Here is a 13,601-nt window from a genome sequence, read left to right on the forward strand (position 1 = left end):
CGCGGCAAACCGTCAAGGATGGAATTTGCTTGTTAGCTACTTAATAAAGTCCGCCAGTACCCGAGATGATTGCTCGGTCTGTTTCTTGCGAACGTGTGATTGGTGCGCCGCCAAGGGATGCTGAATAGCCAATAACGTCTGTTTGGCTAGGTGGAGCAGTACCCGGTTTGAAAGCTTCCAATATTGTCCCGTCTCCGCTGGCACTCGTACGAAGGCCAGTTTTCGCATTAATCGAAATCAGTGTCAGACCTTCAGGAACACGAAACTCTACAGGCGGCTTACCCTTTAGCGCTTCTTTCATGAAATCAGCAAAGATCGGTGCTGCCAACTGACCACCCGTGTTGCCTTTACCCATAGCGCGTGGTGTGTCGTAACCGACATAAACACCAACCACGAGGTCAGGTGCATAGCCAACAAACCATGCGTCTTTCTCATCGTTTGTTGTACCAGTTTTACCAGCAATCGGCTTGCCAAGAGCTTTAACAGCAACACCAGTACCGCGCTTCACAACGCCTTCCATCATGGAAGTCACTTGATAAGCAGTCATTGGGTCAAGCACTTGTTCGCGCTCGTCAATCAGAACTGGTTCATTTTGGTTTTCCCACTCAGTCGCCTCACAACCCTCGCAAACACGTTTATCATGCTTAAACACGGTCTTGCCGTAGCGATCTTGAATGCGGTCAATCAAAGTTGGTTCAATCTTACGGCCACCATTTGCAAGCACTGAATAAGCACTCACCATTCTAATAGCTGTGGTTTCACCAGCTCCAAGAGACATAGCAAGCACTGGAGATAGATTGTCATAAATACCAAAACGCTTTGAGTATTCTGCAACAAGCGGCATACCCATGTCTTTCGCCAAGCGAACGGTCATAGCGTTTCTAGAACGCTCAATACCGAGACGAAGGGTCGACGGACCATAGAATTTTTTGCCATAGTTTTTAGGCTTCCAAATACCAAGACCGTTACCTTGGTCGATGGCAATTTCAGCATCAAGCACAACAGACGATGGCGTGTAGCCATTATCGAGAGCTGCAGCATAAACAAACGGCTTGAACGAAGAACCAGGCTGTCGTTTTGCTTGTGATGCACGGTTGAATTGGCTGTCTGCGAAACTGAAGCCGCCGACCATAGCAAGAACGCGGCCCGTGTATGGGTCCATTGCTGTAATAGCACCCTCAATTTCAGGCAACTGTCTCAGCGCATAATCACCAGCTGTCGCCCGACGGTTTTTAGGTTCAACAAAAACCACGTCACCAATTGAGAGAATATCTCTTGGGGTTTTAACCGCGATACCGCGACGATCACCTTTCGCCCAACGTGCCCATTTCATCGTGTCAAGAGGAACGCTCACTTTATTGCGTTCATCTGAAAGAGCGCCCGAAACGAGTTTAGCAGGCTGCAAGCCAACTGTTGCGGCTTGATCATCCAAATCTAATACAACAGCAAGTTGCCATTCAGGAACATCACGAAGGCCTTTAACGTCGCCAAGTTCTTTGCCCCACTCATCTTTAAGCTCTAGTGTCGCATGTGGCCCACGCCATCCACGGCGGCGATCAAAGGCCAACAAGCCATTTTGCAACGCGCGGCGTGCTTTAACCTGCAATGAAGGGTCAAGCGTTGTACGAACAGAAAGTCCACCTTCATAAAGGCCCTTCGTTCCATATAGTTTAATCAATTCACGGCGAACATCTTCAGCGAAGTAATCGGCTGCAAAGAGTTTTGTGCCTTTCTTGCGCGGACGTACGACTAAATCTTCTTCTTTTGCCGCCTCACCATCTTCTGTCGAGATATAACCGTTAGCGACCATTCGATCGATAACCCAGTTACGGCGCCCGATTGCGCGATCTTTGTTTCTGAATGGGTGATAGTTTGTTGGACCTTTCGGCAAAGCTGCCAAATAGGCCGCTTCGGCAAGTGAAATTTCACTGACTGAACGATCGAAATAAACCAACGACGCAGCCCCTACGCCGTAAGCGCCAAGGCCGAGATAAATTTCATTCAAATAAAGCTCAAGGATTTTCTCTTTCGAATAAGCTGCTTCAATGCGCAGCGACAAGAGCATTTCTTGTACTTTGCGTTCGAATTTCTGCTCACTCGTCAAAAGAAAGTTTTTCGCAACCTGCTGCGTAATCGTAGACGCACCAACAAGCCGGCGGTTACGGCCACCCAGTTTGTTTTGGATGTTCACATAAACCGCACGACCAATACCCGTCAGGTCAATACCCGTATGGCTGTAGAAGTTTTTGTCTTCAGCAGAAATAAACGCCGCTTTGATGAGGTCCGGAATGGTCGGGCTTGGCAAGAACAGGCGACGCTGTTTTGCGTATTCCGCCATCAACGCACCATCTGAGGCGTGAATGCGGGTCATCACTGGCGGTTCATATTGGCTCAGCACTTCGTAATCAGGCAAAACCTTGTTCTGTTCGCTGATATAATAGGTGACACCTGCAGCAACAATGATGAAACACACCGTGCCGATGCCAAACAAATATCCAAAAAACCTGAAAAACATGCAGCTTTAGTCCTTGAGCCATTCAATTAGTGTGCGCATTTAAACTGTTTACCAGCAAAATGCGAGACACACTTTGTTAACTATACGCAGTGAGTCCCTAAATATTAGTTATTAATCCACAACAAACCAAATTGAGACCGCAATATGGCAAGCCGTTAAAACCATGCCATATTTTACCCGACACATCCAATTTCCTCAAATTTTTCTAAATGAGTTGCGATGTTGTCACTCCCCTAGCCCCGACAACGGGACTTTAAAGTAGGATGCAATTGTTCCAGCCATTTCCAAAGCAATACGCTCGCGCCATTCATTAGAAGATAAAAGCGCAGCATCAGCATTGTTTGATAAAAAGCCGAGTTCTATCAGGGCAGATGGAACGTCTGGCACTTGTAACACCGTGAAAGCACCACGCTGGAGGGGGATTTTGAAAAACCTGACCTTCCCTTTCATATCTTGCAAAAAGTGGCGCGCAAACAAGACGGAGAGATTGCTCGTTTCCCGCCTCGTGAGATCGAACAAAATATCCACCACCTCATTCGGCCCGTCTTTTATATCGTAACCTGCAATTGCATCAGATTGGTTTTGTTGAGCAACCAAAGTGGCGGCCATACTGTCTGAGGCTTTTTTGGAAATGGTGTAAATCGCAGTACCTCGGACGCGACGGTCTCGAGGAAAGCTGTCAGAATGGATTGAAACGAACAAATCAGCATCGTTGTCGCGCGCTATTTTCACCCGCTCTTTCAAGGGCACAAATGTATCTGATGTCCGCGTCAAAATGACATCGAACTGCCCGCTTCCACTTAAAGCTGACGCAAGATGTTCGGCAAACGAAAGAACAATTTCTTTCTCCAACACCCCTTTTCGGGTTTTTGCGCCACCATCTTTTCCACCGTGCCCAGGATCCACAACAATTCGCCACCGCCGTCTCAGCCTAGGTGAATCGCCTTTGCTGGCTGCTTTCGTTTCCTGTTTTTTTGCTTCTTCCTGTCTGTCTTTTTCAAGGCGCGCTTCTTCTGCTTGCCGCGCCATAGCGATGCGAAACTGGGATTCTGTCGCTTTGCTGAAATCAAATACTAGCCTCGTTGGTTGATCGCCTTGCTTGGGAACGACAAACGAGTCTTTCAAAACAAAAGGCACTTCCGTGCCGACGATGAGGCGTAGCTCGTTGTTTTCATTTCGGCCATATTTGATCGATTTTAGAAAACCTGGGTCACCTTTTATCGCTTTGCCTGTCAGACCGACTTTTGTGTTGGGAAGATCAATCGCATATCGAAACGGCGCACTAGACAGGAAGCCCGTTGGCACAAGAAACCCATCGATCTCTAAAACAAGGCGCGCTTTTTCCTCGTTGCCCGCAATCTTAAACCCAACCAATTTCGCAACCGATTCTTCTGTGGATGGCTGCTGTGCAAAGGCTTTATCGACCGAGATCTCAACGGCGAGCACAAAAATCAAAACCTTCAACAAACCGAACAAGGTGACTAAACATCCCTGCTTCAACTTTGATAAAACGTATATATCCTCGAGGAATTTCAAGCTTTTATCACCTTTGGATAGTCAATCATAACGGTCTCTAAGCCCCACCTACCTAGCAGAACTATTTTCTTTATCCTTGAATTATTATAGATTCGCACCTAGAGATATAAATGCGGCAAAATTTTTGACGCTTTGTACAGCTATCTCAGGCGTAACAAAGGCGAGCAAAGTAGCAGGAAGCTTTTTGATCACGTTATCAAAGCATCCGATTGAATTCGACCCCACACTTTATAGGGGCATGTTCAAACCACTTTGCGATGACCGTTTGATACCATGGGAACGTGGATAAAGATGCATCTTTGGAACGCAACTCGTTCAAGATCTTTAACTTCCGCGCAATGCTAACTGAAGCGCCAAGATTGCCGCCATAACAGATTTTCCCTCTATCGGAACTTCAGTTGTGCCTACTTCTTCATTTGGAACAAATTTGTTCCTTCAGGTATTAAAATTGCCAAGCGAACTGTTAAACGACGAAACCTTTATTCTTGCAGCGCTCGCGTCTGCAGCACTCCTATACGCTGGTTTCGCAACACGTATGTCTATGATCAGTGTTGAAACAAAAAGTTTAACCTCGTCTAGCTTGGCCCATAACCCAACCAACCTCCTCGCACAAAACGGCTCTAGTCTAGTGGATCGGCATTCTGATCACTATGACGCTTGCCATGATTTGCGGCGCGGTTGTGGAGACCAGACTACATGGACAACAAGATGCTCATTGATGCCGCCCACCCCGAGGAAACTCGGGTTGTGGTGGTTCGCGGCAACCGGGTCGAGGAATTCGATTTTGAAGCTGAAAACAAGAAACAACTAAAAGGTAATATCTACCTTGCGAAAGTAACGCGAGTAGAGCCATCACTACAGGCAGCCTTTGTCGACTATGGCGGAAACCGTCATGGCTTCCTTGCTTTCTCGGAAATTCATCCAGACTATTATCAAATTCCAGTTGCAGACCGTCAGGCTTTGCTTGAGGAAGAAGCGGCAGCCCACAAAGCAGCCAACGAAGAAGACGAAGAAGAAGCGCCGAAAAAGCGTGGACGTCGTCGTCGTGGCTCAAGTAAGGCTGCCCGCGCCAAGCAAGACGAAGTTCAATCTGATGTTGTTGAGGAAGCTGCAAGTGATGCTGCTGAAGATGGCGCAAAAGATGAAGCCACCGCTTCAACTGAAGGCGAAGACGCTGCAGTAGAAGCATCATCAGAAAATGCTGAAGAAGCAGCGGCTGAAGACGCACCGAAAACAGACGTTGCTGCTGAGGCTGATGCTGGCGAAGAAACAGAAGCTGAAAGCGCACCCGAAGCGAAAGCTGATGCTGAAGACAGCGACGAAGACGACGATGATACGGATGAAGACGATTCTGGCGACGACGCTGAAGAAGGCGTTGAATCAGTTGGTTCAGAAGATGCCTTAGAAGAAGTTCCAGAGCGTCGCTCTCGCCCTCGTGCGAAACAATATAAAATTCAAGAAGTCATCAAGCGTCGCCAAATCATTTTGGTGCAAGTTGTAAAAGAAGAGCGCGGCAACAAGGGTGCAGCCCTCACCACGTATCTCTCTCTTGCTGGTCGCTATTCAGTGTTGATGCCAAATACGGACCGTGGTGGTGGGATTTCTCGCAAGATTACCAATCAATCTGACCGCAAACGTCTGCGGGCAATTGCAACTGATCTTGATGTTGCTGAAGGCATGGGCGTGATTTTGCGTACTGCTGGTGCAAACCGCACTAAGCCTGAAATCAATCGCGACTTTGAATACCTGATGCGCCTTTGGGAAAATGTGCGTGATTTCACCTTGAAATCATCGGCCCCTTCCCTCGTTTATGAGGAAGGCAGTCTGCTGAAACGCTCCATTCGTGACCTCTATAACAAAGACATCAAGCAGGTGCTTGTGTCTGGTGATGAGGGTTATCGCGAAGCAAAAGAATTCATGCGGATGTTGATGCCGAGCCACGCGAAGAACGTGCAACCTTATAAGGATTTGCAACCGATCTTTGCCCGTCACGGTGTTGAAGCTCAACTGGATGCCATGTTCTCCACACGGGTAACATTGAAATCTGGCGGTTATATCATCATCAACCAGACGGAAGCCTTGGTTTCCATTGATGTGAACTCAGGCCGTTCAACTCGTGAAAGCTCGATTGAAGAAACAGCACTCAGCACAAACCTAGAGACTGCCGAAGAAGTTGCCCGTCAGCTCCGTTTGCGCGATCTTGCTGGCCTTGTCGTGATCGACTTCATCGACATGGAAGAAAACCGCAACAATCGTGCTGTTGAACGCAAACTCAAAGAGTGTTTGCGCAATGACCGTGCCCGTATACAAGTCGGTCGCATCTCTCACTTTGGTCTACTTGAAATGTCACGCCAGCGTATTCGCGCAAGCGTGCTTGAAAGCACCATGGAAGAATGCCCGCATTGTGAAGGCACTGGCTATGTGCGCGATCCCGCTTCTGTTTCACTGCATGTGTTGCGAGCGATTGAAGACCATTTAAACAAAGGGTCTAAGCACAATCTAATTGTTCGCACCCGTGGGTCTGTCGCTCTTTACGTCCTAAACCATAAGCGCGCCAATTTGATAGAACTGGAAGAACGTTTTGGCCTTGCCATCACGTTTGATTCTGATGAAACGATTATTGGTGAATATTGCACAATTAGCCGTGGCGAACGCGCTGAAGCGCCGAAATCACCGACTATTGTGACGCCTGAAACTGTCGATATTGATGCTGAACTTGCCCGCGATGCGGAACTTGATGCAGCAGCAGAAGCGGCTGAAGCAGAATTGATTGCCAAGGATGTTGCTGAAGAAGAAATCAGTGACGAAGAAGATAAATCTCCGCGCAAACGCCGCAGAAGACGGGGCCGTAGACGCGGCAAGTCTGATGCAGATGCGTCAAATAATGAAGAAGGCAATGAAGAGGACGGCGATAACCAAGCTCAATCTTCTAATTCTGACGAAGAAACCGAAGACGGCGAAGGCGAAGGCAAAAAGAAGCGTCGCAGACGTGGTCGTCGTGGTGGTCGCCGTGATCGTGGTGGTGCAGAGGCAACTGAAAATGCTGATGCTTCAGAAGGTGAAGCGGTAGACGCAAAGCCTCAAGAAGATGGCGCTCCGGCTGAAGCAACAGCAGAGGCTCCTAGCGATAGCGTTTCAGAAGCAACCAGCGGCGAGCCGGAAGCTGACGAGAAACCTGCGAAAAAACCTCGCAAACGCGCGCCTCGTAAGAAGAAAGACGAAGCAGCGGAAGCTTCTGAAGCGACAGAAGTGTCAGAAGCAACTGAGACAGTTCAAGAAAATGCTGTTGAGGAAGAGCCTAAAAAGCTGACCCCTGCAGAAAAGAGAGCTGCGACAATCGCTAAGAAGAAAGCGGCGAAAGCAGCAGAAGAACAAGCTGAAGCAGCCCAACAGGCCGAGCCAGAAGCTAAATCTGAACCTGAGGCGAAGGCTGAACCAGAAACTAAGGCTGAGCCTGAGGCGAAAGCTGAGGAGAAAGAAAAGAAACCAGCAAAATCTGGTTGGTGGCAACGCCGTTCTTTCTTTTAGATAGTTCTAAGCTGTTGAATTAAAAAAAAATGCCCGCGTTATTCGCGGGCATTTTTCGTTAGAGCCAGTTGCCTAATCGCTCCATTGCGCGCTGCATATTGTCGGCGGAACCTGCGAAGGAAAACCGTAGATATTGATGCCCACGCACCGGATCAAAATCTGCACCCGGTGTTGCTGCAACATGAATTTCGTCCAGCATTTTTTGTGAGAACTGCAACGAATCGTTCGTGTGGTTTTTGACATTCACATAGAAATAAAACGCGCCATCAACAGGGTGATAATCGGTCAGGTTCATTTCTTTCAGTGCTGCCATGATGATTGTTCGATTATCGGCATAACCCGATTTAATAACTTCAAACTCCGCCATTGCATCAAAAGCAGCGATCCCTGCCCTTTGTGATAACTCTGGTGCGGATATAAACAGGTTTTGCGCCAACCGCTCTACAGTTCGGACCATGTTTTCAGGCAAAATCATCCAACCAACGCGCCAACCTGTCATGCAGAAATATTTGCTGAACGAATTTACGACAATCACCTCGTCGCTATAACGAAGGGCTGTCTCTTCTTCTCCTTCAAAGACGAGGCCATGATAAATCTCGTCTGAAATAAAGCGAATACCAAGCTCTTTGCATGTCTCACATACCCTTTTCAGCATATCAGATGTCAGCATTGTGCCGCTTGGATTGGCAGGGCTTGCGACTAAGACGCCTTTTAATCCATGCAGTTCATGCGCTTCACGCAACGCCCGCTCACTCAGGGTCCAGCGGTCATCAGCGGTGGTTTCAATCTCAACCACTTCAAGACCAAGGGCCGCCAAAATATTGCGGTAAGCAGGGTAACCGGGCGACGGCAGGCCAATTTTATCCCCAACATCAAAGGCTGCAAGAAAAGCGAGGTTAAAGCCTCCAGATGAGCCGGTGGTTACCGCGACACGCTGCGGATCAATCTCTACCGCATATTTTTCAAAATAATGCTGGGCAATACGTTTTCGTAAATCATCAAGGCCCAGCGCGTCGGTATAGCCTAAGCGCCCTTTGGCCAACCATTTTTGGGCCTCATCAATGACAATAGAGGGTGCGGATGCCGCAGGCTGGCCCACCTCCATGTGGATAACATCCTTACCCTCGCGCTCGGCCGCATTTGCGCGTCGCAGCACATCCATTGCAAGAAATGACGAGATCTCACTTCGATTTGACGTAGATATTATCAATTGTCCCTCTCTTGCCCATAGCGATATGGCGCGGATGAATCTATGCTAGGTTTATGAAGCTTAGCCATATTTCAGCCATGACCATTGGGCAAGTCTGATATAAGAGAGTTATGCACGAACGACGCGATGATGATTGGAACCAGTATGACAACCTCTATAGTTGCAAACGCAATTAGGTCTTTGAAATTGATGCTTGCTGCAATGCTAGCCGCTTCGATGACCATCGGGCCTGCTGCTGCTCAAGGCGGTGTACCACTCGTTCGTGATGCTGAGATGGAAGCTTTGATCCGAGATTACTCACAGCCGATCTTCAAGGCCGCTGGCTTAAAATCCAATTTTGTCGCGATCCACCTTGTCCGCTCCAACCAATTCAACGCTTTCGTTGCCAATGGTCGCCGCATGTTCATCAATCTTGGAACACTCAGACAGGCAAACACACCAAACGAAGTAATCGGTGTTATTGCTCACGAAGCAGGCCACATTGCTGGCGGACACCTTTCACGCATTCGACAAGCTGTTTCCGGTGCCCGAACCATCTCAATTGTCTCAAGCATTCTTGCTGGTGCAGCTATTGTTGCAGGTGCGGCATCTGGTAGCACTACAACCGCACAAGCAGGCGCAGGTCTCCTACAAGGCAGCGGCAACATTGCTGCACGGACAATCCTCGCGCACCAACGTACCGAGGAAGTTGCGGCGGACCGTGCCGCGGTCACTTATTTGGAAAAAACCGGCCAATCGGCTGTTGGCATGTTGAAAACATTTGAGACTTTGCAGCGCCAGATCCCTGTAACGGCGACATCAATTGATCCCTATGTCCTTTCCCACCCATTGCCGCGAGAACGCATAGGTTTGATCGAAAACCTTGTGAACAAAAGCAAATTTAGAGACAAAAAAGACAGCGCATCGCTAATCGCCCGCCACAAACTGATGCAGGCCAAGATCTCTGCCTTCACAGAACATCCGCAGCGTGTTGGTCGTCGTTATCCGACAAAAGATAAATCCCTCGCCGCAGATTACGCGCGCGCAATTGTTGGCTATCGTTTTGGCAAGGTAAAACGAGCACAAAAGAACATCGATAAATTGATTAAGCGGGCACCTAATTACCCTTATTTTTGGGAACTCAAGGGCCAAGCTTACCTAGAAGGCGGCCAGCCTCAAAATGCTATAGCGCCTTTGCGTAAAGCGTTGAAATTGGCCCCAGGACAACCGCTTATGCAAACGCTACTCGGCCATGCGCTGGTTGCTACAAACAATCCCAAAAACAACAAAGAAGCGATCAGCGTTCTAACAAAAGCGATTTCTCGGGACCAAACAATAGCAAACGCACATACCCAACTTGCAATCGCTCATTCTCGCGCAGGACAATCTGGTTTGGCGAGCTTAGCAACGGCTAATGGTCTATTCTATTTAGGCGATTTACGTGGGTCCAAATTTCATGCATCGCGCGCCAAAAAGAAGCTTAAAAGAGGAACCAGAGGTTGGCTTCAAGCTGATGATATTTTGACATACAAAAATCCTCGCCTCTAAAACTTGGCGGTTTTCATATTAGTCTATATGGTTCTTGCTACATGGGGATGAATCAAAAAGGTTTACGTACAGACTGATGAAAAGAGCTTGGCTTAAACTTAAAATATTGGTTCTGCTAGGGTTTTTGGGTGTGGCAATGTCCAACGCCCATGCCCAGTCCCCGCAAAGCCGCACAGATGCAGATATCGAAAAACTGGTTCATGAATACATTTTGAAGAACCCTGAAGTTATCATCGAGGCGCTGCAAGCATTTGAACGTCAGCGCGAAGAACAACTGGCAGCCGATCAACAGCGACAAATCCAAGCGAACGCAGATATTCTGCATTCATCTGACCATCAAATCGTGATCGGCAACCCTGAGGGTGATGTCACGCTGATTGAGTTCTTTGATTATAACTGCGGATTTTGCCGTCAAACATTAGCAACCGTTGAAGCCTTGATTGAGCAAGATCCGAAAATCAAAGTTATCTTGAAAGAATTTCCTGTCCTTGGCCCGGGCTCTCAAGAAGCCGCCCGCATTTCAATAGCAGCATCAAAAATTGCACCAGCGAAATACAAAGATCTGCACACACAGCTTTTGAGCTCTCAAGGTCAGGTCAATGAACGTATCGCCCTTGCGCTATCCGCCAATCTTGGCATCGACACTGACGAGCTTCAAAGCTTATCGCAAACGCGACAGGTGGAAGAAGCCATCGGTGAAGTCTATCAACTTGCCTCTGAATTAGGCATCAACGGTACACCTTCGTTTATTATCGGCAATGAGTTGATACCCGGCGCGGTAGATCTTGATGTATTGCAACAAAAAGTGAGTGCCATGCGCGAATGCGGTAAAACCACCTGCTCCTAGTATTTTGATGCGGTGAACAAAGCACGCTACCGTATAGTTTCCCTTTTGATTTGGCCGCCTCTCGCCTATAAAGAGTGCCAATACGAATAAAGTAAGAATAAGAAAGCTTAGATTATGACCAATGTTTTGGTTCTAAACGGCCCTAACCTAAATTTGTTAGGAACCAGAGAACCTGAAATTTATGGTGCGACCACTTTGGAGATGCTTGAGCAGGAATGTAAAAGCGTTGGCGAAAAGCTTGGGTTTACCGTGCAATGCCAACAGTCCAACCACGAAGGTGAACTTGTTGATGCACTTCAAGAATCTGGTGCTGCAGGCACATGGGTTGTCTTCAATCCTGGCGCCTACACACACACATCCGTCGCGCTGCATGACGCTATTGCAGGCAGTAATTGCAAGGTCATTGAAGTGCATATTTCCAATGTTCATGCGCGCGAAGCTTTCCGCCACCATTCATATGTTTCCCCAGTTTCAAAAGGAACTATTGTAGGCTTGGGCACTTACGGATATACACTCGCAATGCAAGCAATCGCAGCTACCTCCTAAAAGGGCTAGATACCTAAAGCCCGATAGAGAATTAGAAGAATTAAAATGGCAAAAAACGAACCAATCGATCACGAACTCATCCGCAAATTGGCAGAACTTCTTTCAGAAACCGATTTGAATGAAATTGAAATTGAGCATGAGACATTGCGTCTACGCTTATCGAGAAACAGCGCAGTTACTCAAGTGGTTCAAGCGGCACCCGTCGCAGCAGCGCCTGTCGCAGCAGCGCCTGCTCCTAGCACAGCACCTGCCGCAGTCGCTGCACCAGCAGACAGCGCAGCATCAGAAAATGCACTTAAATCACCAATGGTTGGTACAGCGTACCTTTCCGCAGAACCAGGCAAACCTGCGTTTGTTTCTGTAGGTGACAAGGTAAAAGTCGGCCAGACTGTTTTGATCATTGAAGCCATGAAAACCATGAACCAAATTCCTGCCGATAAAGCAGGTACGGTGAAAGCCATTTTGGTTGATGATGCACAGCCAGTAGAATTTGGCGAGCCGCTCTTCGTGATCGAATAAGGGAGCGTTGGTTTGTTCAATAAACTTCTAATTGCCAATCGCGGCGAAATCGCGCTTCGTATTCTTCGTGCTTGTAAAGAGCTTGGCATTCAAACTGTCGCCGCTCACTCAACTGCGGATGCTGACGCAATGCATGTACGCCTTGCAGATGAGAGCGTTTGTATTGGGCCGCCTCCGGCGCGCGATTCTTATTTAAAAATACCGGAAATTTTGGCCGCTTGTGAAATCACAGGCGCTGAAGCGGTTCACCCAGGATATGGTTTTCTTTCTGAAAACGCCCGTTTTGCTGAGATTTTGGAAGCCCATAGCCTCACATTCGTTGGCCCTTCGGCGAAACATATCTCCATTATGGGTGATAAAATCACGGCAAAACAAACGGCAGAAGAACTCGGCATTCCCGTGGTTCCTGGCTCCAAAGGTGCCGTGAACAGCGTTGAAGAAGCCAAGAAGGTTGCCAGCGAAATCGGTTATCCAGTTATTGTAAAAGCGGCAAGCGGTGGCGGTGGTCGCGGCATGAAGGTCGCGATGACTGAGGCTGATATTGGAGAAGCTGTATCAACAGCTAAAGCCGAAGCAAAAGCAGCTTTTGGTGATGACGCACTTTATCTTGAAAAATACCTCATCACGCCGCGCCACATTGAAATTCAAGTGTTTGGCGATGGCAAAGGCAATGCAATCCATTTGGGAGAGCGCGACTGTTCGCTACAGCGCCGCCACCAGAAAATCTGGGAAGAAGCCCTCTCCCCAACGCTCAATGAAGATGAGCGTGCGAGCATTGGCAAAATTTGCGCCGACGCTGTTGCAAAAATGGGATATTCGGGTGCTGGTACGGTTGAGTTCCTTTATGAAAATGGCGAGTTTTATTTCATTGAAATGAACACCCGCCTTCAAGTGGAACACCCAGTAACTGAAGCAGTTACGGGCATTGATTTGGTCCACGAGCAACTTCGCGTTGCCGCTGGCGGTGATCTTTCCGTTACGCAAGACGACGTCAAATTTAATGGCCATGCCATTGAGTGCCGCATAAATGCGGAACATCCTGTTACCTTCGCCCCTTCACCGGGCACAATTACACAATATCACCCACCAGGTGGTTTTGGGGTGCGCGTTGATTCAGGTGTCTATCAGGGCTACAAAATCCCGCCTTATTATGACAGCTTAATTGGTAAGCTCATCGTTCACGGACGTAACCGGACAGACTGCATGATGCGTCTTCGCCGTGCTTTGAACGAATTTGTGGTTGACGGTATTGAGACGACAATTCCTTTGTTCCATTCATTATTGAACAACAAGGATATTCAAGACGGAATATATGATATTCATTGGCTTGAAAACTTTCTCGCCAATCCAGAAAATACCGATACCGTTTAAAT

At 48.1% G+C, this 13,601-nt stretch carries 9 protein-coding genes; 6 read left to right on the plus strand and 3 right to left on the minus strand.

Going from position 1 to position 13,601, the window contains the following annotated elements; translation table 11 throughout:
- Positions 1-40 precede the first annotated feature (40 nt).
- Both ABJO30_13025 and ABJO30_13030 read right to left on the minus strand, forming a co-directional pair.
- A complete protein-coding gene (locus tag ABJO30_13025; GenBank protein MEP3233740.1) occupies positions 41-2,515 on the minus strand; it encodes a penicillin-binding protein 1A in 2,475 nt (824 codons plus the stop codon).
- A gap of 225 nt (positions 2,516-2,740) precedes the next feature.
- Complete coding sequence (locus ABJO30_13030; protein ID MEP3233741.1) at positions 2,741-3,991, minus strand: N-acetylmuramoyl-L-alanine amidase; 1,251 nt, start codon at positions 3,989-3,991, stop codon at positions 2,741-2,743.
- Positions 3,992-4,747: 756 nt separating this feature from the next.
- Between ABJO30_13030 and ABJO30_13035 the strand changes: the two genes are divergently transcribed.
- Positions 4,748-7,579: a ribonuclease E/G gene (locus ABJO30_13035; GenBank protein MEP3233742.1), complete on the plus strand. Its 2,832-nt coding sequence runs from the start codon at positions 4,748-4,750 to the stop codon at positions 7,577-7,579.
- A gap of 58 nt (positions 7,580-7,637) precedes the next feature.
- Here the strand turns inward: ABJO30_13035 and ABJO30_13040 are convergent, their stop codons facing one another.
- Complete coding sequence (locus ABJO30_13040; protein ID MEP3233743.1) at positions 7,638-8,789, minus strand: aminotransferase class I/II-fold pyridoxal phosphate-dependent enzyme; 1,152 nt, start codon at positions 8,787-8,789, stop codon at positions 7,638-7,640.
- Between the two features lie 144 nt (positions 8,790-8,933).
- Between ABJO30_13040 and ABJO30_13045 the strand changes: the two genes are divergently transcribed.
- The 5 genes from ABJO30_13045 (at position 8,934) to accC (ending at position 13,599) form a co-directional block, all read left to right on the plus strand.
- Complete coding sequence (locus ABJO30_13045) at positions 8,934-10,316, plus strand: M48 family metalloprotease (protein MEP3233744.1); 1,383 nt, start codon at positions 8,934-8,936, stop codon at positions 10,314-10,316.
- Between the two features lie 136 nt (positions 10,317-10,452).
- A complete protein-coding gene (locus ABJO30_13050) occupies positions 10,453-11,163 on the plus strand; it encodes a DsbA family protein (GenBank protein ID MEP3233745.1) in 711 nt (236 codons plus the stop codon).
- A gap of 114 nt (positions 11,164-11,277) precedes the next feature.
- Positions 11,278-11,709: a type II 3-dehydroquinate dehydratase gene (gene aroQ, locus ABJO30_13055; protein MEP3233746.1), complete on the plus strand. Its 432-nt coding sequence runs from the start codon at positions 11,278-11,280 to the stop codon at positions 11,707-11,709.
- A gap of 45 nt (positions 11,710-11,754) precedes the next feature.
- Complete coding sequence (accB, locus tag ABJO30_13060) at positions 11,755-12,228, plus strand: acetyl-CoA carboxylase biotin carboxyl carrier protein (GenBank protein ID MEP3233747.1); 474 nt, start codon at positions 11,755-11,757, stop codon at positions 12,226-12,228.
- Between the two features lie 12 nt (positions 12,229-12,240).
- Complete coding sequence (gene accC, locus ABJO30_13065) at positions 12,241-13,599, plus strand: acetyl-CoA carboxylase biotin carboxylase subunit (protein ID MEP3233748.1); 1,359 nt, start codon at positions 12,241-12,243, stop codon at positions 13,597-13,599.
- Positions 13,600-13,601: the final 2 nt, after the last annotated feature.

The organism is Hyphomicrobiales bacterium (assembly GCA_039973685.1).
Classification (GTDB): Bacteria; Pseudomonadota; Alphaproteobacteria; order Rhizobiales; family JACESI01; genus JACESI01.

What these genes read in the sequence shown, in the direction of transcription:
- ABJO30_13025 (MEP3233740.1), bottom strand. Translation starts at nt 2,515, where the DNA reads ATGTTTTTCAGGTTTTTTGGATATTTGTTTGGCATCGGCACGGTGTGT.
- ABJO30_13035 (MEP3233742.1), top strand. Translation starts at nt 4,748, where the DNA reads ATGGACAACAAGATGCTCATTGATGCCGCCCACCCCGAGGAAACTCGG.
- ABJO30_13045 (MEP3233744.1), top strand. Translation starts at nt 8,934, where the DNA reads ATGACAACCTCTATAGTTGCAAACGCAATTAGGTCTTTGAAATTGATG.
- ABJO30_13050 (MEP3233745.1), top strand. Translation starts at nt 10,453, where the DNA reads ATGTCCAACGCCCATGCCCAGTCCCCGCAAAGCCGCACAGATGCAGAT.
- aroQ (MEP3233746.1), top strand. Translation starts at nt 11,278, where the DNA reads ATGACCAATGTTTTGGTTCTAAACGGCCCTAACCTAAATTTGTTAGGA.
- accB (MEP3233747.1), top strand. Translation starts at nt 11,755, where the DNA reads ATGGCAAAAAACGAACCAATCGATCACGAACTCATCCGCAAATTGGCA.